This is a genomic window from Streptomyces sp. NPDC002463 (assembly GCF_042889835.1).
Taxonomy (GTDB): Bacteria; Actinomycetota; Actinomycetes; order Streptomycetales; family Streptomycetaceae; genus Streptomyces; species Streptomyces nymphaeiformis.
On the sequence record NZ_JBIARL010000032.1, the window covers coordinates 42869 to 66476 of the forward strand.

General features: G+C 72.5%; 21 protein-coding genes. 9 read left to right on the top strand and 12 right to left on the bottom strand.

Annotated elements, in window-relative coordinates; genetic code table 11:
- Positions 1 to 235 precede the first annotated feature (235 nt).
- Positions 236 to 628 carry an ankyrin repeat domain-containing protein gene (locus ACFYX3_RS38765; protein WP_389024334.1) on the bottom strand — a complete coding sequence of 131 codons (393 nt, stop codon included), beginning with the start codon at positions 626 to 628 and terminating at the stop codon, positions 236 to 238.
- Between the two features lie 308 nt (positions 629 to 936).
- Here ACFYX3_RS38765 and ACFYX3_RS38770 point away from each other — a divergent pair, with 308 nt between their 5' ends.
- Both ACFYX3_RS38770 and ACFYX3_RS38775 read left to right on the top strand, forming a co-directional pair.
- Positions 937 to 1131: a hypothetical protein gene (locus ACFYX3_RS38770; RefSeq protein WP_030691317.1), complete on the top strand. Its 195-nt coding sequence runs from the start codon at positions 937 to 939 to the stop codon at positions 1129 to 1131.
- A gap of 37 nt (positions 1132 to 1168) precedes the next feature.
- Positions 1169 to 2872: a hypothetical protein gene (locus ACFYX3_RS38775; protein WP_389024337.1), complete on the top strand. Its 1704-nt coding sequence runs from the start codon at positions 1169 to 1171 to the stop codon at positions 2870 to 2872.
- Positions 2873 to 2972: 100 nt separating this feature from the next.
- Here the strand turns inward: ACFYX3_RS38775 and ACFYX3_RS38780 are convergent, their stop codons facing one another.
- Positions 2973 to 4475: a PLP-dependent aminotransferase family protein gene (locus tag ACFYX3_RS38780; RefSeq protein ID WP_376590771.1), complete on the bottom strand. Its 1503-nt coding sequence runs from the start codon at positions 4473 to 4475 to the stop codon at positions 2973 to 2975.
- A gap of 103 nt (positions 4476 to 4578) precedes the next feature.
- Between ACFYX3_RS38780 and ACFYX3_RS38785 the strand changes: the two genes are divergently transcribed.
- The 4 genes from ACFYX3_RS38785 to ACFYX3_RS38800 all read left to right on the top strand — a co-directional run bounded on the left by ACFYX3_RS38785 (position 4579) and on the right by ACFYX3_RS38800 (position 8182).
- Positions 4579 to 5259, top strand: coding sequence for a YitT family protein (locus ACFYX3_RS38785; protein ID WP_389024340.1), 681 nt, complete (start codon positions 4579 to 4581; stop codon positions 5257 to 5259).
- A gap of 116 nt (positions 5260 to 5375) precedes the next feature.
- Positions 5376 to 6140, top strand: coding sequence for a glycerophosphodiester phosphodiesterase (locus ACFYX3_RS38790; RefSeq protein WP_389024343.1), 765 nt, complete (start codon positions 5376 to 5378; stop codon positions 6138 to 6140).
- 41 nt (positions 6141 to 6181) lie between these two features.
- Positions 6182 to 7552 (top strand): MFS transporter, encoded by a 1371-nt coding sequence (locus tag ACFYX3_RS38795; RefSeq protein ID WP_389024346.1) that lies wholly within the window; start codon positions 6182 to 6184, stop codon positions 7550 to 7552.
- Positions 7553 to 7807: 255 nt separating this feature from the next.
- A complete protein-coding gene (locus ACFYX3_RS38800) occupies positions 7808 to 8182 on the top strand; it encodes an RNA polymerase-binding protein RbpA (RefSeq protein WP_015032218.1) in 375 nt (124 codons plus the stop codon).
- A 118-nt stretch (positions 8183 to 8300) separates the two neighbouring features.
- On the opposite strand, the gene fxsA is transcribed toward ACFYX3_RS38800, so the two are convergent.
- From fxsA to ACFYX3_RS38820, 4 genes are all read right to left on the bottom strand, one after another.
- The gene (gene fxsA, locus ACFYX3_RS38805) at positions 8301 to 8894 is read right to left on the bottom strand and encodes an FxsA family membrane protein (RefSeq protein WP_389024349.1); all 594 of its coding nucleotides are present in this window, start codon (positions 8892 to 8894) and stop codon (positions 8301 to 8303) included.
- Between the two features lie 72 nt (positions 8895 to 8966).
- Complete coding sequence (locus tag ACFYX3_RS38810; RefSeq protein WP_086824078.1) at positions 8967 to 9743, bottom strand: polyprenol monophosphomannose synthase; 777 nt, start codon at positions 9741 to 9743, stop codon at positions 8967 to 8969.
- 468 nt (positions 9744 to 10211) lie between these two features.
- Complete coding sequence (locus ACFYX3_RS38815) at positions 10212 to 11849, bottom strand: amidohydrolase (protein ID WP_389024353.1); 1638 nt, start codon at positions 11847 to 11849, stop codon at positions 10212 to 10214.
- 137 nt (positions 11850 to 11986) lie between these two features.
- Positions 11987 to 12427 (bottom strand): Lrp/AsnC family transcriptional regulator, encoded by a 441-nt coding sequence (locus tag ACFYX3_RS38820; RefSeq protein ID WP_030691308.1) that lies wholly within the window; start codon positions 12425 to 12427, stop codon positions 11987 to 11989.
- A gap of 225 nt (positions 12428 to 12652) precedes the next feature.
- Here ACFYX3_RS38820 and ACFYX3_RS38825 point away from each other — a divergent pair, with 225 nt between their 5' ends.
- Positions 12653 to 13024 (top strand): hypothetical protein, encoded by a 372-nt coding sequence (locus ACFYX3_RS38825; protein ID WP_389024357.1) that lies wholly within the window; start codon positions 12653 to 12655, stop codon positions 13022 to 13024.
- Between the two features lie 9 nt (positions 13025 to 13033).
- Here the strand turns inward: ACFYX3_RS38825 and ACFYX3_RS38830 are convergent, their stop codons facing one another.
- The 6 genes from ACFYX3_RS38830 to ACFYX3_RS38855 form a co-directional block, all read right to left on the bottom strand.
- The gene (locus ACFYX3_RS38830; protein ID WP_389024360.1) at positions 13034 to 14125 is read right to left on the bottom strand and encodes a phosphotransferase family protein; all 1092 of its coding nucleotides are present in this window, start codon (positions 14123 to 14125) and stop codon (positions 13034 to 13036) included.
- Positions 14126 to 14135: 10 nt separating this feature from the next.
- A complete protein-coding gene (locus tag ACFYX3_RS38835; RefSeq protein WP_389024373.1) occupies positions 14136 to 15197 on the bottom strand; it encodes a hypothetical protein in 1062 nt (353 codons plus the stop codon).
- Between the two features lie 634 nt (positions 15198 to 15831).
- Positions 15832 to 17004, bottom strand: coding sequence for an acyl-CoA dehydrogenase family protein (locus ACFYX3_RS38840; RefSeq protein WP_389024363.1), 1173 nt, complete (start codon positions 17002 to 17004; stop codon positions 15832 to 15834).
- Between the two features lie 121 nt (positions 17005 to 17125).
- Positions 17126 to 17272, bottom strand: a complete 147-nt coding sequence (locus ACFYX3_RS38845) for an SCO1431 family membrane protein (protein WP_116162063.1) — start codon at positions 17270 to 17272, stop codon at positions 17126 to 17128.
- A gap of 250 nt (positions 17273 to 17522) precedes the next feature.
- Positions 17523 to 18905, bottom strand: a complete 1383-nt coding sequence (gene gltX / locus ACFYX3_RS38850) for a glutamate--tRNA ligase (protein WP_389024376.1) — start codon at positions 18903 to 18905, stop codon at positions 17523 to 17525.
- 104 nt (positions 18906 to 19009) lie between these two features.
- On the bottom strand, positions 19010 to 20395 hold the full coding sequence (locus ACFYX3_RS38855) for a peptidase C39 family protein (RefSeq protein WP_389024367.1): 1386 nt from the start codon (positions 20393 to 20395) through the stop codon (positions 19010 to 19012).
- Between the two features lie 254 nt (positions 20396 to 20649).
- Between ACFYX3_RS38855 and ACFYX3_RS38860 the strand changes: the two genes are divergently transcribed.
- Both ACFYX3_RS38860 and ACFYX3_RS38865 read left to right on the top strand, forming a co-directional pair.
- Entirely contained in the window at positions 20650 to 21279 is a 630-nt protein-coding gene (locus ACFYX3_RS38860) for a uridine kinase (RefSeq protein ID WP_389024370.1), read from the top strand.
- A gap of 330 nt (positions 21280 to 21609) precedes the next feature.
- Positions 21610 to 23517: an AAA family ATPase gene (locus ACFYX3_RS38865; RefSeq protein ID WP_389024379.1), complete on the top strand. Its 1908-nt coding sequence runs from the start codon at positions 21610 to 21612 to the stop codon at positions 23515 to 23517.
- Positions 23518 to 23608 lie beyond the last annotated feature (91 nt).

Genomic DNA, 23608 nt, shown 5'->3' on the forward strand with positions numbered 1-23608 from the left:
TCGACACGACCGGGGGATACCGGGGGGAAGCCGGTCGGGCGGTACACCGCCCGTACGCCTAGGCCGTGCGGCAACATTCGGGGCCGCCCGTCGTCGTGATTCGCCTGCCAGTGACCATGTTCCTCAGCCTCTCGTCGGTGGCCCGTTTTGCCGGGCCCGTCGTCATGATGACCCACCCATTTCGCCACCGCGACCACATTTACGACGCCGCTCCCACCTGGGGTTCAGCCGCCGTTCACCTGGATCCGAAGAGCTCCAGGAGTTCGGTCCTGCCGAACATGCGGGCGGTGTCGAGCGCGGACGGAGTCCCGGCCTCCGGATCCGCGCCGGCGGCGAGGAGGGCGCGGATCACCGCGTCCTCGCCCTTGAAGACGGCGCCGGCGAGCGGGGTCTGGCCGCGGTCGTTGGCGCGGTCGGCCTCGGCGCCGCGCTCCAGGAGGGCGGTGACCGCGGCGGCGTGGCCGTGGTAGGCGGCGAGCATGACGAGGGTGTCGCCCTTGTCGTTGGTGAGGTTCGCGGGGACGCCCGCGTCGAGGTAGGCGGCGAGGGCTTCGGCGTCACCCGTGCGTGCGAGGTCGAAGACCTTGGACGCCAGCTCGATGACCTCGGGGTCCGGAGTCTCGCTCATCGGGTGGGACCGCCTCTCTCCTGCGTTGTCGACCGGTGCACGGCAAGCGCGGCCGTACGAGTGAATCGACAGGGTACTGCCCGTCCGGCGACATGACCGCGCCCGACCGAGGCAAAGATCACGTCATTCGATACCGGCGCCCGTCCCTAGCGCACGCCGGGCATTTCGCCACCCGAGGCGGCGTCGGGCGTCCGCCGGTCAAGTGAAATCGCCCGTTTTTCACCCGAATGCAGCTTTAGTCACATAGATACTTGCTGTGAACCTGGAAGGACTCATGGTGACTGTCCCCTCAACCAGGAGAACAACCAATGATCCTGTCCATCTCAGGCGTGGTCCTGCTCGGCATCATCTGCTTCCTGTTCTTCAAGAAGGACGGGATGAAGGCCTCGCACGCCCTCGTCAGCTCGCTGTTCGGCTTCTACCTCGCGGGCACCGCCATCGCCCCGAGCATCACGGCGGGCGGCCAGAGCCTCGCCGGCCTCCTGGGCGGGATCAAGTTCTGACGCCCTCCAGTCCCTTCCACCGATTCAGGAGTACTTCGTGGCCCGGCGACCACTCCCCCGCATTCTGAGCAGCGGCAGCGCACAGATCGCTCGCAGTCGAGAGATCGCGCGCACGGCCGCCGACAGCGCCACCGACGTGCTCCATCCGCTGATCACGGTCTCCCGCGGTCTGCGGAAGCTGGCCGCGACCGCGCGCGCCAAGTGGGCCGCGACCCCGAAGGAGCGGCGTGGTCCCACGCTGCTCCTGGTCGCGGGCTGCGTCCTGGTCGTCGCGCTCATGCCGTACGGGCCGCTGCTCGCGCTCGTACTGCTCATGGCCGTGGCCGCCTGGATGGGCCGAGAACGCCCGGTCGTGAAGACCGGGCCCGACGACGCGGAGATCGCGCGCCTCAAGGGCCTTTACGAGGCCCTCGTGCCGTACTTCTCCGTGCCGGAGGACCCCGCGCCGCTCTTCGCCCACGGCGGCGAGTGGAGCGGCGCGTTCGGGGACTACGCCTTCGACGAGGACGGGCGGCTGACCCGGCTGAGGATCGCGTACCCCCCGTACTTCACCGACGGCGAGCCGGCCGCCCGCGCCCGCGTGGAGCAGCTGCTGCACGCCAAGTCGGGGCGCGGCCGCGAGTACCTCTTCGACTGGGACGAGGAGGGCAACCGGCTCGTCATGAGCGTGCTGCCCGCCCTGCCCACCACCATCGCCGCCCAGCGCTTCGTCACGGTGCCGGGCGAGACCGTCCTCGGGTTCACCGACGCCGACGCCGTGCAGCGGACCGTGCCCGTCGTCTCGGCGGACGGCACGGAGGACGCGCCGGCCGTCGTCTGGCGCACCGGCCCCCGCTCCACCGAGCCGCACCTGCTCGTCATCGGCCAGCCCGGCAGCGGCACCACCTCCCTGCTGCGCTCGATCGCGCTCCAGGCCCTCCCGCACGGGGACGTGGTGATCGTCGAGGGCGGCGGCACCGGCGAGTACGCGTGCCTCACCGGCCGCGCCGGCGTCCTCGCCGTCGAGTGCGGGCTGGGCGGCGCCCTCGCCACCCTGGAGTGGGCGGCGCACGAGACGGAGCGGCGGCTGATCGCCGCCAACCGGGCCGCCCAGGCCGGGCAGCCCGCGCCCGAGGACACCCGCCGCCCGCTGTGGATCCTCCTCGACCGGCCGGGCATCCTCGGCCAGCTCGCCGCCGCCGACGGCCGCCCCGACCCGCAGGACCTGCTCCAGGTGCCACTGCGGCACGGACGCGCGGCGCAGGTCACGGTGGTGGTGGCCGAGCAGTTCGACAGCACGGACACGCTGAGCGAGTCGGTACGGACCCACACCAGGGCCCGGATCGTCCTCGGCCCCGCCGCCCCGGAGCAGATCACGGCCGTCCTCGGCGCCCGGCCGCACACCACGCCGACGCCCGAGGTCCCGGCGGGCCGCGGCTACGCGCGCCTGGGCACCGGCCCGGTCCTGCGGATCCAGGTGCCGGCGACGCCCGACCCGTACGACGACGCGACGAACGAGGCTCAGCGCCGGGCGGTCCTGGACCTGCTCCCGGAGCGCACGGTCACGGCCCCGGCGGCGCCCGCGTCCCCGCCCGTGGTCACGGTCAAGGCCCCCGCCGCGATCACGTCCCAGGACACGGTCACGCTCTCGGCCGCCGCCGTCGAGACGGTCCCCGGCTCGGCCCCCGAACCGGCCCCGGCACCCCGGGCCGAACCGGACTCGGGCGCCCCGTTCCACACCCCGGTCCCCGCGGAGGGCTGAGGACGGAACCGGTCCCCGCAGAGGGCCGCGGACGTACGAAAGGGTCCCCTACGCGCGCGTAGGGGACCCTTTCGTACGTCCGCGCACCCGGGGTCACGCCTTATGCCACGAACGACCTCGGCGGTTCCGTTCCCCCGCTGCCGGCGCCGGACTCGACCAGGCGGGCCGCGGCGGCCAGCCGGGCGGCCGCCTCGTCGGCGACCGGGCCGCCGACCGTGAAGGGCAGCCGGACGAAGCCCTCGAAGGCGCCGTCGACACCGAAGCGGGGCCCGGAGGGGACGCGGACGCCGACCCGCTCCCCCGCCTCGGCGAGCCGGGAGCCGGACAGGCCGCCGGTGCGGACCCAGAGGGTCAGACCGCCGCGCGGCACCGCGAACTCCCAGTCCGGGAGCTCCCGGCGGACGGCGGCGACGAGCGCGTCCCGGTTCTCCCGGGCCTGGTCCCGGCGCAGGCTCACGGCCTCCTCCCAACCGCCCGTCCGCATGAGCCAGTTCACGCCGAGCTGCTCCAGGACCGGGGTGCCGAGGTCGGCGTACGCGCGCGCGGCCACCAGGGAGCGGATCACGTCGGGCGCGGCCCGGACCCAGCCGATGCGCATGCCCGCCCAGAAGGCCTTGCTGGCCGAGCCGACCGTGAGGACGGTGGCTCCCGCCGGGTCGAAGGCGCAAACCGGCCGGGGCATCTCCAGGTCCTCGTCCAGGTGCAGCTCGGCCATGGTCTCGTCGACGACGAGGACCGTGCCGGCGGAGCGGGCCGCCTCGACGAGCTGCCGCCGCTGGTCCTCGTCGGCGAGCGCGCCGGTCGGATTGTGGAAGTCGGCGACGACGTACGCGAGGCGGGGCGCCGCGTCGCGCAGCACCTGCCTCCAGCGGGCCAGGTCCCAGCTGCCGAGGCCCTCCGCCATGGCGACGGGCACGAGCCGGGCGCCGGCCGAGCGCATCAGCTGGAGGATGTTGGCGTACGAGGGCGACTCGACGGCGATCCGCTCGCCGCGCCCCGCGAACAGGTGGCAGATGGCGTCGATGGCACCCATGGCGCCGGTCGTGACCATGATCTGCTCGGGCATCGTGGGGATCCCGCGCGCGGTGTACCGGTCGGCGAGCATCTGCCGCAGCGCGGGCAGCCCGGCCGGGTAGTCCCCGTGCGTGTGGGCGTAGGGCGGCAGCTCCTCCAGGGCGCCCTGGACGCCCCGGGTGAGCCAGGGCTCGGGCGCGGGCAGGGCCGCGCAGCCGAGGTCGATCATCGAGCCGAGGGACTCGGGCGGCAGCGGTTCGAGGCCGCGCGCGGGCAGCGGGTTCCCGGCGGGCACGGCGGTCCAGCTGCCGGCGCCGCGCCGCGACTCCAGGAAGCCCTCGGTGCGCAGCGCCTCGTAGGCCGCGGCGACCGTGGTGCGGCTGACGGTGAGCGCGAGGGCGAGTTCCCGCTCGGCGGGCAGGCGGGCTGCGACCGGCACGCGGCCCTCCAGGACGAGCAGCCGGATGCCGTCGGCCAGGGCACGGTAGGCGGGCGGCTTGCGGGCGCCGGGTCCGGCGGGCCGGGGCTGCTGCGCCTGGAGCTGCCGGGCGAGCTGGGCCGGCCCCACCGCCGAAGTCCACTGAGCCATGGAAATCAGTCCACCTTCCTCGAATTGGCCATGGTTGACATCCGATCTCCCGCCACAGAGTGTCATGAGTCAGTCCACTACCACCACCTTGGGGGGCAGTTCCTTGTCCATCACCTCCGGCCTTCGAGGCCGGCACCTCGCCCGTCGGCTCGTCCAGCTGTACGTCGGACTGACGCTGTACGGGGCCAGCTCGGCGCTGCTCGTGCGCAGCGGACTCGGCCTGGAACCCTGGAACGTCCTCCACCAGGGTCTCGCCGAGAAGACCGGGCTGACCATCGGCGTGGTGTCGATCATCGTGGGGGCGGTGGTGCTGCTGCTGTGGCTGCCGATCCGGCAGCGGCCGGGGCTCGGCACGGTCTCGAACGTGTTCGTGATCGGTCTGGCGATGGACGGCACCCTGGCGCTCGTCCCGGACGTCCACGGCCTGGTGGGGCAGGTGCCGCTGCTCGTGCTCGGCATCGTCCTCAACGGGGTCGCGACCGGCCTGTACATCGCGGCGCGGTTCGGGCCCGGCCCGCGCGACGGTCTGATGACCGGTCTGCACCGGCTCACCGGCCGGTCGATCCGGCTGGTGCGGACGGCGATCGAGGTCGTGGTGGTCGCCACCGGCTTCCTGCTCGGCGGCTCGGTCGGGGTCGGCACGGTCCTGTACGCGCTGGCGATCGGACCGCTCGCCCAGTTCTTCCTGCGCTGGTTCGCCGTCCCGGAACAGGCTTCCGAGACCGCCGCGCCCACCCCGGAGCGGGCCTCCGAGACCGCCGCGCCCACCCCGGAACCTGCCTAGGAGACCACCGCGCTCACCCCGGAACCTGCCTAGGAGACCACCGCGCTCACCCCCGAGCCGCACGCCGGCGGCATCCTGGTCGCCACCGGGACACCGGAAGGCGCCATACTGCGGCCGTGACTCGCGTACGCCACCCCTATCTCGACCATCCGTCCCCTCTCGCGTTCGCCCATCGCGGCGGCACGGCGAACGGCCTGGAGAACACCGCTGCCGCCTTCCGCCGGGCCGCCGCGGCGGGCTACCGCTACTTCGAGACCGATGTGCACACGACGTCCGACGGGGTGCTCGTCGCGTTCCACGACGAGACCCTCGACCGGGTGACGGACACCTCGGGCCGGATCCGCGACCTGCCCTGGGCGGCGCTCCGGGAGGCCCGCGTGGCCGGGAAGGAGCCCCTGCCGCTCTTCGAGGACCTCCTGGAGGAGTTCCCCGAGGCCCGCTGGAACGTGGACCTGAAGGCCGAGTCGGCCCTTGCCCCGCTGATCGACCTGATCCGCAGGACGGGCGCCTGGGACCGGGTCTGCGTGGGCTCGTTCACCGAGTCCCGGGTGGCACGGGCCCAGCGTCTGGCCGGGCCGGAGCTCGCCACCTCGTTCGGGGTGCGCGGGGTCGTCGGCCTGCGGCTGCGCTCCTGGGGCATCCCGGCGGCGCTGCGGGCCGGAGCCGTGGCGGCGCAGGTCCCGGAGCGCCAGGCCGGGGTCCCGATCGTGGACCGCCGGTTCGTGCGGGAGGCGCACGCGCGCGGGCTGCAGGTCCACGTGTGGACCGTGAACGATCCGGCGCGGATGAACTCTCTCCTCGACCTGGGTGTCGATGGCATCATGACCGATCACCTGGAGACGCTGCGCGGCGTGCTCACCGACCGGGGAGCGTGGGTCTGAGCCGCGTCCCGGCCACGGGAACGAACAAGGGGGGCGTGGCCTTGACCGCAGACACCATCGAGCCGGAGGAGTACGCCTCCGATCCCGCCGAGCGACGGCGCGAGCAGAGGGGCTGGTACTTCTACGACTTCGCGTGCTCGGTGTACTCGACGAGCGTGATCACCGTCTTCCTCGGCCCGTACCTGACGTCGGTGGCGCGGGCGGCGGCCGACGCCGAGGGCTTCGTGCACCCGCTGGGGATACCGGTGCGGGCGGGCTCGCTCTTCGCGTACGCCGTGTCGGCCTCGCTCGTGGTCGCGATCCTGGCGATGCCGCTGGTCGGCGCGGTCGCGGACCGTACGGGCCGGAAGAAGCCGCTGCTCGCGGCGGCGGCCTATCTGGGGGCGACGGCCACGGCGGGGATGTTCTTCCTGGCGGGCGATCGGTATCTGCTCGGCACGTTCCTGCTGATCGTGGCGAACGCCTCGCTGTCGGTCTCGATGGTGCTCTACAACGCCTATCTGCCACAGATCGCGGAGCCGGACGAGCGGGACACGGTCTCCTCACGCGGCTGGGCCTTCGGCTACACCTCCGGCGCGCTGGTCCTCGTCCTGAACCTGGTCCTCTACTCGGGGCACGACTCCTTCGGCCTCACGGAGGGCGAGGCGGTCCGCATCTGCCTGGCCTCGGCCGGCCTGTGGTGGGGCGCCTTCACGCTCGTGCCGCTGCGACGGCTGCGCGACCGGCAGGTCCGCCCGGAGGGATCCGGGCGGACCGGTGAGGGCGCAGTGGGCAGCGGCTGGGGCCAACTGCGGGCGACGCTGAAGGACATGCGGCGGCATCCGCTGACGCTCTCCTTCCTCCTCGCGTACCTGATCTACAACGACGGCATCCAGACGGTGATCTCGCAGGCCTCGATCTACGGCTCGGAGGAGCTGGACCTCGACCAGACGACACTCATCACGGCGGTCCTGCTCGTCCAGGTGCTCGCGGTGGCGGGCGCCCTCGGGATGGGACGACTCGCCCGGTCGTACGGCGCCAAGCGGACGATTCTGGGCTCGCTGGCGGTCTGGACGCTGATCCTTGTGGCGGGGTACTTCCTGCCGGCCGGCTCGCCGGTGTTCTTCTACTGTCTGGCGGCCACGATCGGTCTGGTCCTGGGCGGCAGCCAGGCCCTGTCGCGCTCGCTGTTCTCGCATCTGGTGCCGCGCGGCAAGGAGGCGGAGTACTTCTCGGCGTACGAGATGAGCGACCGGGGGCTCAGCTGGCTGGGTCCGCTCGTGTTCGGTCTCGCGTATCAGCTGACCGGAAGCTACCGGGATGCCATCATCTCCCTGGTGATCTTCTTCGCCGTCGGCTTCACGCTGCTCGCCCGGGTCCCGGTCCGGCGCGCGGTCGAGGCCGCGGGGAACCCCGTACCCGAGCGGATTTAGACGTGGCGGGGAAAGGGCGGTAGTGTACGCGTTTGGCCTGCCAGGCGGACCGTTACTGCGTGCTGCTTTGGTGAAGACACCTGGTCACATCTGCCGCCAGATGTGACAAAACGGGCACTGGTGGGTACAACAAGGGGCGGCACGACGGGCGACGCATGACCCGGAACGGGAATCTTCACCGCCGACCGGACGTTGACCGGATAACGACGACAGCGACACCTGTCCTGTGGGCGACAAGCCCGGGAGGCACGATTCATGAGTGAGCGAGCTCTTCGCGGCACGCGCCTCGTGGTGACGAGCTACGAGACCGACCGCGGCATCGATCTGGCCCCGCGCCAGGCGGTGGAGTACGCATGCGAGAAGGGACATCGTTTTGAGATGCCCTTCTCGGTCGAGGCGGAGATTCCGCCGGAGTGGGAGTGCAAGGTCTGCGGAATCCAGGCACTCCTGGTGGACGGGGACGGACCTGAGGAGAAGAAGGGCAAGCCTGCGCGTACGCACTGGGACATGCTCATGGAGCGGCGCACCCGCGAGGAGCTGGAGGAGGTCCTCGCCGAGAGGCTGGCCGTCCTGCGCTCCGGCGCCATGAACATCGCCGTGCATCCGCGCGACAGCCGCAAGTCCGCCTAGCGGATCGCCGCACAAGCACAACGCCGCGGGGCCCGGTACACACATCGTGTACCGGGCCCCGCGGCGTTCCCGTGCCCCGGCCCCTCTGAAGAGAGGGCGCCGGGGCACGCGTGTCGGATCAGGGCGTCAGCGGCGGCAGGGGCCCCTCGGGCCGCGGAGGCCCCTGGGGCGCGTCCTGGCGGATGACCTCGCCCTGCACCACCTTGCCGTCCGGCCGGTGGATGCGGGCCTGCTGGAAGGCGTCCTGGAGGCTGCCGGGAGGTGCGGCGCTCATCCGGCGCTCGACCGCCTTCTCCGCGTACCGCCCGAGGAAGGAGCGGACCTGCGGGATCAGCAGGAGCAGACCGGCCGCGTCCGAGAGCAGGCCGGGGACCATCAGGAGCAGACCGCCCAGCATCAGGAAGCCGTTGCGGTCGTCCGCGCCGGCCCGGTCGGCGGGCGAGGGGGCCACGCCCGTCTGCGCGGCCGCCTGGGCCTGCTGGAAGGTCGAGGTGAGGTTGCGGAAGGCACGGCGGCCCGCCCGCTTGACGACGGCGGCACCGAGCACGGCACCGCCGACGAGCAGGGCGAAGACGGTCAGTCCGCCCGCCGCGTTCGCCACCACCGTGAGCAGCCAGATCTCCAGGACCAGCCAGGCGGCGACGCCGAGCGGAAGGTACGTACGCGCGCGTGAGCGCTTGGGGGCGAGGGGAGGCGGTGCGCCGGTCGTCATGCTGCCCAGTGTGCCTGGCGCCCCGCCGGAACGTCGTAAAGAAAGGATCAGTACGGAAGGTCCGTACGGAGGTCAGGAGGACTTGCGGCCGAGCAGCTTGCCGACCTTCTCCGCCCGCGCCGTCAGGCCCCAGCCGGTGACCCGCCACAGCGCCTCGACGACGATGTTGCGGCTCATCTTCGAGTCGCCGATCTCGCGCTCCACGAAGGTGATCGGGACCTCGACGACGTGGAAGCCGGCGGCGATCGCGCGGCGCGCCAGGTCGACCTGGAAGCAGTAGCCCGCCGAGGCCACGTCCTCCAGGCCCAGGCCCTCCAGGGTCTCCTTGCGGAAGGCCCGGTAGCCGCCGGTGACGTCGCGGATCGGCACGTCGAGCATCACGCGCGAGTAGAGGCTGCCGCCCCGGGAGATGAACTCGCGGGACTTCGGCCAGTTCACGATCCGGCCGCCCGGCACCCAGCGGGAGCCGAGGACCAGGTCCGCGCCCTTGAGGGCGGTGAGCAGCCGCGGGAGCTCCTCGGGCTGGTGGGAGCCGTCGGCGTCCATCTCGACGAGGACGCCGTAGCCGTGCTCGATGCCCCACCGGAAGCCGGCGAGGTAGGCGGCGCCGAGCCCCTCCTTGCCCTTGCGGTGGAGGACGTGCACATGATCGTCCTCGGACGCGATCTCGTCCGCGAACTTGCCCGTGCCGTCGGGGCTGTTGTCGTCCGCGACGAGAACGTGCGCCTCGGGTACGGCCTCCCGCACCCGCGCGACGATCGGCTTGATGTTCTCCGCCTCGTTGTAGGTCGGAATGATCACCAAGGCCTTGCCGAGCGGGCCGTAACGCCTCTGGCCACCGTCGTTCACTACTGCCCCTTCGGATACATACGCAGGCCCCCACCATAGCGAGGTCCCCGGCGTGCTCCGGCGCGGCGGGTCGGGTGGTCCGGGTGACAGACCGGACGGAAGGGACCCACGGGACGGATGACGTGCGGTGCGGGGCCCGGCGTCCTTCGGTCCGACCTGGGATCCGCTGGCTGCGGGTCGACCGAGAGCCGTTGTCTACTGAACGTCCGGGCCCCACCCGGGTCGCACCTCCCGCCGGAGAAACCTTCCCTCGCGGCCGAGGCGCGGGCGGCGTTCGGCTACGGCGTGGGGGTGCGGTCCGGTCGGACGTCCTGTGGTGGACGCGGTGAACCTACCCGCCCCTGACGGGCGACTGTCAATACCCGCTTGACCTGCGGAGACTCCATGAAAGGCCAGGCCGGAGGGGAAGATCCGCAGGTCGGGGACAAGCGTGCGGGCCGACTGTGCGGGGTCTGAAATATCCCCATATCACTCGTTCGGCCGTACGAACACCGTCTGTCCGTACACCACCGTCCGCAGACAGACGGGGAGCTCCACGCCGGGCGACATATCGGGCAGACCGGGCGTTCCGGAGCGGGGGTCGGTGGACCAGCGGGCCACCCGGTCGTCGGGCGCCTGGACGACGAGCTCCTCGGTGCGCCAGACCGCGTAGTCGGCGGGGGCACCCGGGACCAGCGTCCCCGCGTCGTCCCGGCCGACGGCCCGCCAGCCGCCCCGGGTGTGGGCGGTGAAGGCGGCCCGGGCGGAGATCCGGTGCTCGGGGGTCCGGTGGAAGGCGGCGGCCCGGACGGTGCCCCAGGGGTCGAGCGGGGTGACCGGGCTGTCCGAGCCGAAGGCCAGCGGGACGCCGGCGCGGAGCAGGGCGGCGTACGGGTTGAGGGTGCGGGCCCGCTCGGCGCCGAGCCGGTCGGCGTACATCCCCTCCTCGCCGCCCCAGAGCGCGTCGAAGGCGGGCTGGACGGAGGCGGTGAGCCCCAGCTCGGCGAAGGCGGCGATCGTCTCGGGGGTGAGCATCTCGACGTGCTCGACGCGGTGCCGGGCGGCCCTGATCCGGGCCAGGCCGAGCTTCTCGGCGGCGGCCCTGACGCCCTCGACGACGGCGGTCACGGCGGCGTCCCCGATGGCGTGGAAGCCGGCCTGGAGGCCCGCCTCGGTGCAGGCGACGACATGGAGGGCGATGGCGGCCGCGTCCAGGTGGGCCGAGCCGCTGTGCCCGGCGTGGTCGGCGTACGGCTCGTGGAGGCAGGCGGTGTGGGAGCCGAGGGAGCCGTCGGCGAACAGGTCGCCGGCCGCGCCGAGGGCACCCAGAGCCCGCGCCCGCTCGACGTCGAGGTCGGCCCAGTAGCCGACGACCCGGGGCCCGGCCTCCTCGCGCGCGAGGTCCAGGAGGCCCGTGAAGTCGTCCTCGGAGGAGATCCGCGGCCCGCCGCACTCGTGCAGGGTTCCGATGCCGAGGGAGGCGGCCCGGAGCCGGGCGGCACGCTGCGCCTCGGTGCGCTGGAGCGGGGACACGGCGGCGAAGGCGGCCGCGCGCACGGCGTGGTGGGCGTCGCCGGTCAGCGGCCGCTGCCCGTCGTGGAAGCCGTCCAGGTCGCGGATGCCGGGCACGAGGTCGAGCAGGGCGGTCGTGACGACGGCCGAGTGGACGTCGATCCGGGTCAGGTAGAGCGGGCGGCCGCCGGTGAGTTCGTCGAGCTCGGCACGGGTGAGCGGGCGGCGCTCGGGCCAGCGGGAGGCGTCCCAGCCGTGGCCGATGAGGATGCGGTCCTCGGGCCGGGCGGCGGCGTGGGCGCGGATCAGCTCCGCGGCCTCGGCGAGCGAGGCGGCGGAGGACAGGTCGAGGCCGGTGAGGGCGAACCCGGTGGCCGTGGTGTGCACGTGCGCGTCGACGAACGCCGGGGTGACGAGCGCGCCCTCCAGGTCGACGACCTCGTCCACGCCGGACGCGAAGGCGTCGGCCGCGCCCTCCGAGCCCACCCAGGCGACGTGACCGCGCTCCACCACCATGGCGGTGGCGAAGGGGTCGGCGGGGCTGTGGACTTCTCCACCGCGCAGCAGCACGGTGCGGTGGTCGCCGGAAGACGCAGGAGGCATGGACTCACTCATGGCACCAGGCTAGGACCTGCCGGGACACGGTTTGTCCGGCAGGTCCCCCTTGGTGGCCCCGGCGCGTCGGACACGGACGGGCCACCTCGCCGGATGCGGGACGGCCCGCCTCGTCGGATGCGGGGCGGCCTGGCGCGTCAGATGCGGGGCGGCCTGGCCTCGTACGGCGTGGAGAGGACGACGGTCGTGCGGCTGGAGACCCCGGCCTGGGAGCGGATGCGGGTGAGCAGGTGCTCCAGCTCCAGCGGGGTGGCGACGCGGACCTTCAGGATGTAGTTCTCGTCACCCGCGACGCTGTGGCAGGCCTCGATCTCCGGGATGTCGGCGAGCCGGTCCGGGGTGTCGTCGGGGGCGCTGGGGTCGAAGGGTTTGACCGAGATGAACGCGGTGAGCGGCAGGCCCACGGCCTCCGGGTCGACGACGGCGGCATAGCCGCGGATGACACCGCGCTGCTCCAGGCGGCGGACGCGCTGATGCACCGCCGACGTGGACAGGCCCGTGGCCTTGCCCAGGTCGGTGTAGCTCATGCGCCCGTCCTTGACGAGCAACTCAACGATCTGACGATCCAGCTCCTCCATGCGGTGACCCTAGTGCTCCGCGCGGGCGGGGGCACAGTCAGGGGCGGCGCTTATAGGGCGCTATGGGCGGTCACGGGGCACCTGCGACAAGCATGTGACGAACGCCACAGGTTTGCGCCGGGCCCGGGGTGCCGCCTCACGGTTATGCGGAGTTCCGCATGGGAAGTGCTTGCTGTGGTCGAGGCCGCACAGATCCGGCCGACCCAGCCGAGGGGGAGAATCCCAATGCAGGAGCCTGTTGAATCGGTCGACACGTCCGACGAGCTCGACGCGTACGACACCTTTGAGATGTTCCGGGTGGTCTGCCCGGAGTGCGAGCAGCCCATCGCGCTGCTCGCGGACGAGGACGCGCTGCCGGAGCACGCGCTCTGCCCGACGCCGTGGAACCCCTTCGTCCTGACGGTCTGCCAGGGCACGGGCCTCTCGGCCTCCGAGGCCCGCCCCGCCGACGACGACGTCCTGGGCATCCAGGAGCAGGACACCGCACTGCTCCTGACGCTCCCCCAGGGGCTCGACTGGCGCACGCAGCCCTTCTCGCACGTCGGCGGTCCGGGCTCGCGTCCGATCCGGGTGCCGCAGATGCGACGCGCCGCCTGATTTCCCCGGCTACCAGTAGGTTCCCTGCACCATCGCCGCGAGCGTGGCGTGGTGCAGGATCAGGGCGTCCGGGTCGCCGGGCACCTCGACCTCTCCGAAGTGGGCCTGGCGGTACGCGATCCTGAGCATCACGATCGCGTGCCGCAGCGCCGCGTAGAGCGTGTGGAACTCCATGTCGCGCGGGGTGTGCCCGGTCAGTTCCGCGTACCGCCGCTCGACCGCGTCGCGCCGCAGGAAGCCGGGGAGCCCGGGCTGGCCGAAGCCGACGGTCAGGTCCTGGAAGAAGCGGTGCAGATAGACCGTCCAGCCGAGGTCGACCTCGCGGGGGACGTACGAGGCCATCTCCCAGTCGAGGACGGCGGCGGGCGTGAATCCGTCGTAGACGATGTTCCCGATGCGCGCGTCGCCCCAGCCGAGGACGGCCGGGCCCTCGTCGGCCGGCCAGTGCTCCTCCAGCCAGGCGAAGGCCGACTCGATGAGCGGCGAGGGCGCGATCCCCTCCACCACCCAGGCGTAATAGGCGCGTTGGGCGTCGACGTGCCGGCGCAGCGGGCTCCCGGTGCCCTCGGGCAGCAGGAATTCGGCCTCCTTCGCGGGGAACTGGTCGTGCAGCCTGGCCAGTACGGAGACGGACTCGGTCTCCAGGAGGTCGCGTTCGGCGTCGGTGGCGGCGTGCAGCCAGTTCCCCTCGTACGTGTAGGGCATGACGTCCGGCGGGACGCGGCCCTCGGCGCGGGCCATCACGAAGAAGGGGGCGCCGAGCGGTTCGGGGTCCTCCTCCAGCCAGAGCACGCGCGGCACCGGGACGTCGGTGTGCTCGCCGACGAGCCGCATGACCCGGTGCTGGCGCGCCATGTCGTAGACGGGGAAGACGGTGTACGCGGCGGGGTCGGCGGCCAGCCGCAGGGCGCAGCCCCGTACGGGTGCGTCCGGGTGGTCGACGTCGAAGAGCAGGGTCTCGCTGGACATGCCGTTCGAGCCGGGCACGGCGAGGCCGGTGACCCGGGCTCCGGGCAGGTGCCGGTCCAGCCAGGCGGTGAGCCGCCGGCCGAGCTCCTCGGGGTCGCGGGTGGTGGTGCGGGGGCGGGGCGCGGTGGCCACATCGGCCTCCTCAGTTGGCTGTCGAGGTGTGGTCGGCGAAGCCGCTGGGGTCGTGGCGGCCGAAGGAGCCGTGCTCGAAGATGCCGTGGCCGGTGCGGCCGTCGAGGGTGAAGCGGGCGGCGTGGTCGGTGACGCCGTAGGCGGCCATGGGGTGGGCCGCGGGGTCGGAGAGGTCGTAGACGCGGCGGTCGGTCCAGCCGCGGCCCTGCCAGGTCCCGTGCTGCCAGTCGGTGGCGGGCGGGTAGCCGGCGCCGACCGCGAGCGGTGAGGAGGCGAGGATCTCGACGCCGATCTCCAGGGGTTTTCCGGCCGGGTCCGTGAGGTGGACCGTGGCCCGCTCGGGGTGGCGGGTGCCGGGCCGGTACGTGATCTCGGTGCGGGGCCAGCCGAGTTGGGTGTCGCGGTGGCCGTTCCGTACGAGGAGGGCCTCGTTGAGGGTGCGGTAGCCGTCGGCGTCCTCCTGGGCGATGACCATGAGGAAGCGGTCCTCGAAGCGCATCGGGATCCAGAGCCAGTGGAAGCCCTCGGGGCGGAACTCGGCGGCACGGCCGGGTTCCTCGCCGGGCAGGGGGCGGACTCCCCAGCTGCGGTCGCGGGTGCCGGTCCACTCCCCCGCGGTGACGTCGAACTCCTCACCGCCGGCCCTGATGGTGCCCGCGCAGTGCCCGGCCTGGACGAAGCGGCGGCCTTCGAGGGTGAGCCTGCCTCCGTGCCGCTGGGTGTGGTGGGGCTCCCAGACGGCGGGGAAGTCGCCGGTCCAGGTGAGGTCGAAGGAGAGCCCGTCGGGGTCGTCGGGGTCGGCCGCGCAGTGCAGGCCGAGGCGCTTGAGGGGTTCGTCGACGGTGATGGTCAGCGGCCCGACGGAGAGGTGCATCCGGTCGTCGCCGAGGGCGTCGGAGGCGCGGACGGCGTGCAGCCGGTCGCCGGTGCGCAGGGTGGCATAGGCGTCGACGACCCCGGTGTTGGGATAGACGCCGAGTCCGGCGATGAGCAGGACCCGACCGCTGTGGTCGAAGACGTGGAAGATGCACCGGTCGTAGGCGTTCCGGTCACCGCTGACGTGGTGCTTCATCGAGAGCGGTGCCTGGTGCACGGGGTATTCGTCGAGCGCGACGGGCCGGTCGTCGTCCACGGCTGACCTCCTGAGCGGCGAGTGGGATCTGACGGTACGTCAGGTATTGCCCGGGGGGCCAGAGCCGTGCACCGGGTACCGGGCGAACTGTCGCTCGAATCCGCTCGGCGGTGTCCCCGGCCGCCGGGACGCGTTGGTCCCGGCATGACCACGCTGTACACCACTCCCAGCGGTTACGGTCGGCACCGGCAAGCCGAACCGCGCGGTGAAGAATCGGTTCCGCAGTCGCAGGCACTCCCGGCGGCGACCCCTGCACCGGCCGCCGCGCCGACCCCGGCTCCGGTGCCGGCTCCCGTACCGGTCCCGGTCCCCGTCCCCGTACCGGCGCAGGGACAGGCACAGGTGCATGGGCAGGTTCAGGCACAGACACGGGCGTATGGGCAGGCTCAGCTGCACGGGCCGGCTCAGGCGCAGGCGCAGGCGCAGGTGAAGCCCCCCGCCCCCGCCGACCCGCCCATCTACCGGGACGTGCTCTCCCTCTGGGCCAGCCAGGGCCGCACGCTGCCCGGCCACCGGGACCAGGAGTGGACCCGGCTGGCCGCCGGACCGGTGTGGGCGGACCGCACGGTACGCGTCAGCGGGACTCTGGTCCGACCAGGTGACGGGCGATGACCACGCGCTGGATCTGATTGGTCCCCTCGACGATCTGGAGCATCTTCGCCTCGCGCAGATACCGCTCCACGGGGAAGTCCGCCGTGTAGCCGTAGCCGCCGAGCACCTGTACCGCGTCCGTCGTGACCTGCATGGCGGCGTCCGTGCAGAAGAGCTTCGCCATGGCCGCGGACCGACCGAAGGCCCGCCCCTCGTCCCGGAGCCGCGCCGCCTCCAGGTAGAGCGCCCGGCCCGCCTCGATCCGGGTCGCCATGTCGGCGAGCAGGAAGCGGAGCCCCTGGAAGTCGGCGATCGGCCGGCCGAACTGGCGGCGCTCCCTCGCGTACGCCACGGCCTCGTCGAGGGCCGCCTGGGCGAGGCCCACGGCACAGGCGGCGATGCCGAGCCGCCCCGAGTCCAGGGCGTCGAGCGCGATCGCGAAGCCCTGCCCCTCACGACCGAGGCGGCGGTCGTCGCCGACGCGCACCCCGTCGAAGTGGAGCTGTGCGGTCGGGGAGCCCTTCATGCCCATCTTCCGCTCGGGAGGGGCGGCGCTCAGCCCCTGCGCGTCCCCCGGCACCAGGAAGGCGGTGATGCCGCGCGCGCCGGGTCCGCCGGTACGGGCCATGACGGTGCAGAAGTCCGCGATCCCACCATGCGTGATCCAGGCTTTGGTGCCGTCGACCACCCACTCGTCGCCCTCCCGGACGGCGCGGGTCCGCAGGGCCGCCGCGTCCGATCCGGCGGAGGGTTCGGAGAGGCAGTACGCGCCGAGGAGCCCGCCGCCCAGCATGGCGGGCAGGTGCGCGGCACGCTGCTCCTCGGTGCCGTAGCCCGCGAGCGCGTGGCAGGACAGGCTGTGGACGCTCACCCCGAGCCCGACGGTGAGCCGGGCGGCGGCGAGCTCCTCCAGGACCTGGAGGTAGACCTCGTACGGCTGACCGCCGCCGCCGTACTCGGGGTCGTACGGCAGTCCGAGCAGCCCGGAGCGGGAGAGCAGCGCGAACAGCTCGCGGGGGAAGTGGCCGGCGGCCTCCTCCTCGGCGGCGCGCGGGGCGATCTCCCGCCGGGCGATGTCCCGCACCAGGGAGAGCAGTTCCCGGGCCTCGTCGGTGGGCAGCCGGCGTTCCACGCCGTCCGTGGTGCTGTCGACCATGGCCGGACGCTCCTCCCTGCCGGGCGCGGGGCGCGGCGATCGGGGGGAGTATGCCCGTTCCGTACCGGAGGATCACCCGACCGCGGCGGATCCACACGGTTGCCGGTTCATCGGCGCCACGTCACATGAGGCCGGCCCGGGTGACGAGGACGGCGAGCAGGACGACCAGGGTCCAGCCGAGGACGTGCTCCAGGACCTTGGGACCGTCGTCACGGGGGCCGCCCGTCCGTACGCGGGTGAGGAGGCGGGAATGGGTGGTGGAGGTCATGGCGACCACCTTGCGCCACGGGGGTGGCCCGGGGGTAGAGACGTCGGTCACGTCCGGCGGGCCGCAGCGCCGCGTCGGCCGATCCCGGGGCCGCCCGGGGCCTTGCCCCGGACGGGCAAGGGGCGGTCGGGGAGGCAGAGGCAGCGGCCCCGAGGTGTGCCGGAGACCACGTCGACGCCGGATCGGTACCGACTCCTCCCTCGACCGTCAGGACCGACGATCACGGCCGAGGGCAGAGGCACCGTTCGACCTACAGGGATTCCTCATCGACGGACAACAACCCGGCCGCGGCATCGAGACGGGCCAGTACGCGGTCACGGCCGAGCAGCTCCATGGACTCGAACAGCGGGAGCCCGATCGTCCGGCCGGTCACCGCGACGCGGATCGGCGCCTGGGCCTTGCCGAGCTTGAGGCCGTGCTTCTCGCCGACGGCGAGCAGGACGGCCTTCAGGTCGTCCGCCTTCCAGTCCGCGACGGCGGCCAGCTCGGCACGGGCGTCGGACAGGACGTCGCCGGCGCCGGCCTTCATCGCCTTGTTCCACGACGCCTCGTCCCGTAGCGGCTCGTCGAGGAACAGGAAGTCCACGTAGCCGGTGATCTCCGACAGCAGGGCCAGCCGGGTCTGGGCCAGTGGCGCCACCGCCTCGAAGACGTCCTTGTCGAACGCGTCCGGGCTCCACGGCGCGTACGGGGCGACGAGCCACGGCGCGCAGGCGTTGGCGAACTGCTCCGGCGAGAGCGCACGGATGTAGTCGCCGTTGAACGCCGTCAGCTTCTTCACGTCGAAGAAGGCGGGCGCGGTGTTGACGTCCTCGATCCGGAAGAGCTGCTCCAGCTCCTCGTGCGGCATGATCTCCCGGTCGTCGCCGGGGCCCCACCCCAGGAGCATGAGGTAGTTCACCATCGCCTCGGGCAAGAAGCCCTCGGCGAGGTAGTCCTCCAGCGCGACCTTGTCGCGGCGCTTGGACAGCTTCTGCCGCTTCTCGTTCACGATCACCGGCAGGTGCGCCCACACGGGCGGCTCGGCACCGAGCGCCTCCCACAGCAGCTGCTGCTTCGGCGTGTTCGACAGGTGCTCCTCACCGCGGATGACCTGCGTGATGCCCTCGTCCAGATCATCGACCACATTCGCGATCAGGAAGACCGGGGACCCGTCACCACGGGCGATCACGAAGTCCTCGATCGCGCTGTTCGGGAACGCCGGCTCCCCGCGAATGAGGTCGACCACGACGGTCTCGCCCTCGTCCGGCGTCCGGAACCGCAGCGCCCGGCCCTCCTCGAAGGCGAGCCCCCGCTCCCGGCAGAACCCGTCGTACCCGAGGTGGTCCGACCCGGTGCGCTCCCTCAGCTGCTCCCGGGTGCAGTCGCAGTAGTACGCACGCCCGGCCGCGAAGAGCTCCAGAGCCGCCTCGCGGTGCCGGTCGGCGTTGTGCGACTGGAAGTACGTCCCCTCGAAAGCCGGGTCCTCGTCATGAATACCGATCGCGGAAAGCGCGTTGAGGATCCCGTCGATCCACTCCGGCTTGTTCCGCGCCGTGTCGGTGTCCTCGATCCGCAGCACGAAGGTGCCGCCGGACTGTCGTGCCACGGCCCAGTTGTAGAGAGCGGACCGCGCACCACCGACATGGAACATGCCGGTCGGGGACGGGGCGAAACGAACACGAACCGGAGTAGTGGACATACCCCCACGGTACCGACGCCGGCCCCCTCCGGATCACCCCGTCCCCGGCAGCTTCGTCAACCCAGGCCGAGCGCCTGCAGCGCGTGCTGCTGGTTCGGTGTGGGTCTGGCCGGCCAGAAGATGTAGCAGACACCGCCCGTACCGCTTCTGACCTTGCCGTTCGCGTCGTACCGCTTGGTCCGCAGCCAGATGTTCTCCCACTCCTGGCGGCGGTAGACGCGGCGGACGGCCTCGTTGGTGGGTGAGGCGGGGTCGTTGGCGATGATGTCGCCGGTCGCCGTGAAGCCGATGACCGTCATCAGGTGTCCCGAGGTGCCGTAGCCGGCGCCGGTCAGTTCCTCCTTGCGGAAGGACTGGGACGTTATGGCCGGGATGCCGGCCCGGATCAGCGATTCGAGTTCCGTGAGCGAGCGCAGGCGGGTGACCGCGGCGTTCATGTCGGGGTAGGTCGCCGCGTAGGCGGCGTTGAAGGGCCAGTTGCCGCAGCCCTGGTACTGGTGGTCGTAGGTGTAGCGGGCCGCGTGGCAGACCTGGGGGTCGGCGAAGGACGGGTTCACCCAGGCGAGCTGCTCGGCCGAGGGGCGGCGGCCCCAGTACTCGACGATCATCTGGGAAGAGGTCGGGCTGCACCAGGCCTCGCCGCCGTTGTCGTACTCGGGGTACTGGCCGACGTGGGTGTTCTGGGAGTAGCGCGGGACCAGCAGTTCGTGGTCGAGGCCCGGCTCGGAGGCCGGGACCGTGAAGCGGTCCGGGATGTCCGAGGCCATCGCGCCGAGCCGCCAGACGGTCGGGGTCAGGGCGCTTCCCGGGGTGCGGTAGAGGGTCAGGCGGAGACGGTACGCGCTCAGGCGCAGGCCGCTCGTCGCGTCGTCGATCGCGAAGGTGTCGGTCCAGACGGTGCTCTTGCCGTCGGTCTGGTCGTCGACCGAGGTGCGCCGGATGTCGCCGTCGCCGGCGGCCCAGCGGCCCATCACGTACCAGGGGGTGGCGGTGGCGTCGGAGTACGTGCCGGACAGTTCGACCTGGAGCCAGGTGCCGGGCGGGGTGGCGGCGTTCCAGGAGGCGATGACCTCGGTGGCCGGTACGGCCGAGGTGTGGACGGGCGAGGTCCAGGTGGCGTACTCCCAGGCCGCGGTGCGGCCGGTGTGCGGGTCGGTGTAGTCGACGCGACCGGCGGGGGTGGCGAGGGTCAGGCTCGGCCTGAGGCCGGCGTTCGCCTTCGTACCCGCCGTCGTGCCGCACCTCCAGTCCGTGTAGGAGGACCAGAAACGGTTGTCGACCAGTCCGGCGGCCGGGGCGTGGCCTCGCCCGGCGCCGTCGGCCGGGCAGTCGGAAGCGGCGCAGTCGGGGCCGGCGGCGGTGGCCGGGCCTGCGGCGGCCGTTCCCGCTGCGGCCGCGAGCGCCGCGGCGAGGACGGTTCTGCGCGGGGTGGAGCTGGTCATGGGCGGTGACCCCCAGTCGACGAGAACGGTGGGCGTACGGGAGAGCCGAGGTGCGGGCGTACGGGAGAGCCTTGGTGCGGGCGTACGGACCTCCGCACCGGTGGACGGGCAGGGCTGCGCGGGCCCACTATCCCGGCTCCCACGGGGCCTCCGCCAGCACTTCGCCTCGCGTCGCCGTACCAATATTGGTCTCCACCACTGACGGCGGTACCTCGCTGACCTGCGACGGTCCCCCACTCCCCTACCCTGGGGCCATGAACGACCTCGACCGCGCGGCGCACGCGCTGCTCCGGCTGCCGCCCTCCTGCGGACCGGTCCGGCTGATCGCGGTCGACGGGCACGCGGGCTCCGGCAAGTCCACCCTCGCGGCCCGCCTCTCCGCCGCCCTCGGCGATGCGCCCGTCCTCCGTCTCGACGACCTCGCCACGCACGAGGAGCTCTTCGAGTGGACCGGCCGGCTCCGGGAGCAGGTCCTGGAGCCGCTCTCGCGTGGCGAGACCGCCTCCTACCGCGCGTACGACTGGCGGCTGCGGCGCTTCGGCGAGGCCCGGGAACTGGCTCCGGCGCCCGTGGTCCTCGTCGAGGGCGTCGGCGCCGGCCGGCGGGTGGTGCGGCCGTTCCTGGCGTGGCTGCTGTGGATGGAGCGCGGCGCCGAGGACTCCTGGGCGCGCGGCCGCCGGCGGGACGGGCCGGAGCAGGCCTCCTTCTGGGACGGGTGGATCGTGGCGGAGACTCGCCATTTCGCCGAGGACCCCTCCAGGCCCTTCGCCGACACCCTGGTACGGGAGTGTCAGGAGGGGTACGACTGGTTTCCCGGGCCGACCGTGACAGCGGGCACGGACCAGATAATCACGCACAGTGACGGCCTCTTGTCCGTGAACTGAGGGGGTGGAAGTCCGCTTCCGCAAGTACCTCAACTTCGCTTGACCGACGGGGCGTACAGGTCTTACGTTCTGAATGTGCGGCTTTTCGGAGCCGCCGCGGACACGAAGCCCCCGGTTGTTCCCCCGTGATCGGGGGCTTCGTTCTGCCCTCGGAAGCCCTTCCCGAGCCTTCCGCGAGCCTTCTCCACGGCCTCGCCCACCCCTGATGCTCACCCAGGGTCACCACTTCCGGATCATGCGCTTCTCCTTAAGCGCACACCCCCTGCGCAGGTACGATGCCCCCAGGTGCGGTCAAATCCCGTCCATGCGATGACGGTTGTGGGGGACCCGATGGACATCGGCACGCAGGGGTCGCAGACCCCCGCCGAGCTCGCCTGGCTGCGCGGAGTCGACGCCTACACGATGGGCGCGTATCCGCAGGCGGAGGACGAGTTCCGGACGGCGGTACGGATCGATCCCGGGATGGCGGACGCCTGGCTCGGGCTGCACGCGCTCCGGGTCGACACCACGACGGCGCTGCTGCGCATGTACCGCAACCGCGAGCGCTTCGGCGAGCAGCGGACCCGGTACCGGCGCACCCTGAACTCCTGGTACTGGCTGGGCTGGTGGGTGCAGCCGGTCCTGGAGAGCCCGCGCGACCTGCTGCTCGCGCACGCCTCCCACTGGCTCGACGGCCGCCACGTACCGGAGCTCGACCGGGCCCTCGCGGGCCTCCCCCCGGTCGACACCGACCCCCAGGTGCGCTTCCTGCACGCCTGCCGCGCCTATCTCGTCAAGGACTGGGACCAGCTCGTCCGGCACACCGAGACCCTCGTCGACGACCCGCTGCTCGGCATCGAGGCCGGACTGTTCGGCGGCATGGCCCGGGTGCGCCTGGAGATGTACAGCCAGGCCGAGCCGCTCCTCTCGGCCTCGCTGATGCGGTGCCGCAGCGAGCAGCCACAGCGCAAGGAGCTGCGCTACTGGCTCGCCCGCGCCCACGAGGGCACCGGGCGCAGCGCCGCCGCCCTGCCCCTCTACCGGGCCGTGCACCGGATCGACCCGGCGTTCATGGACACCGCGGCGCGCCTCGCGGCGATCGCCGAGTACGACGGGTTCGAGGGCTACGACGGGGTCGACGACCCGGCCGGGCTCGCGGCGGTCGCGCTCGGCACCCTCGGCCAGGACGCGGTGGACACCGTCCCCGGTGCCGAACCCGACCCCGGCGGACTCGGCGACGGGCTGCGGCTCGCGCCCGAACCGGTGCCGCCGGCCGCCCCCGTCGCGCCGCCGGAGACCGTACGGCAGAAGGCCCCGCTGCCCGGCCAGCCGGTGCCGCCGCGCTTCCCCGCCGGGCCCACCGATCCGGTGCTCCTCGCGGAGGCCCTCGCCGAACTGGAGGGCATGGTCGGGCTCGAACCGGTCAAGCGCCAGGTCAAGGCCCTGTCGGCGCAGCTGGAGATGGCGCGGCTGCGGGCCGGGCAGGGCCTTCCGGTCCAGCCGCCCAAGCGCCACTTCGTCTTCTCCGGCCCTTCGGGCACCGGGAAGACCACGGTCGCCCGGATCCTCGGGCGGGTCTTCTACGCCCTCGGGCTGCTCGGCGGCGACCACCTCATCGAGGCCCAACGGGCCGACATGGTGGGCGAGTTCCTCGGCCAGACCGCGGTCAAGGCCAACGAGCTGATCGACTCGGCGGTCGGCGGGGTGCTGTTCGTGGACGAGGCGTACGCGCTCTCCAACACCGGCTACAGCAAGGGCGACGCCTACGGGGACGAGGCCCTCCAGGTGCTCCTGAAGCGGGCCGAGGACAACCGCGACCACCTCGTGGTCATCCTGGCCGGCTACCCCGAGGGCATGGACCGGCTGCTCAGCACCAATCCCGGCCTGTCCTCACGGTTCACCACCCGGGTCGACTTCCCCTCGTACCGCCCGCTGGAACTCACCGCCATCGGCGAGGTCCTCGCGGCGGCGAACGGGGACGGCTGGGACGAGGAGGCACTCGACGAGCTCCGCTCGATCAGCGGGCACGTGGTCGAGCAGGGCTGGATCGACGAGCTCGGCAACGGCCGCTTCCTCCGCACCCTGTACGAGAAGTCCTGCGCCTACCGGGACCTGCGGCTCTCCGGATACCCGGGGACCCTGAGTCGGGAGGACCTCGCCACCCTCCGGCTCGCCGACCTCATGCAGGCGTACGGCGAGGTCCTGTCGGGCCGCGGTCCGGTCGACCGCGGCCCGCAGCAGGAGCCGCCGGGCTACTAGGAGCTGTACGGAGTTCGGATCTTCGTGAGGCTCGATGGTGTGCGGGCCTGGGCTGGTAGAACTCGCGTGTGGCGCGTTTTGATGTGACGGA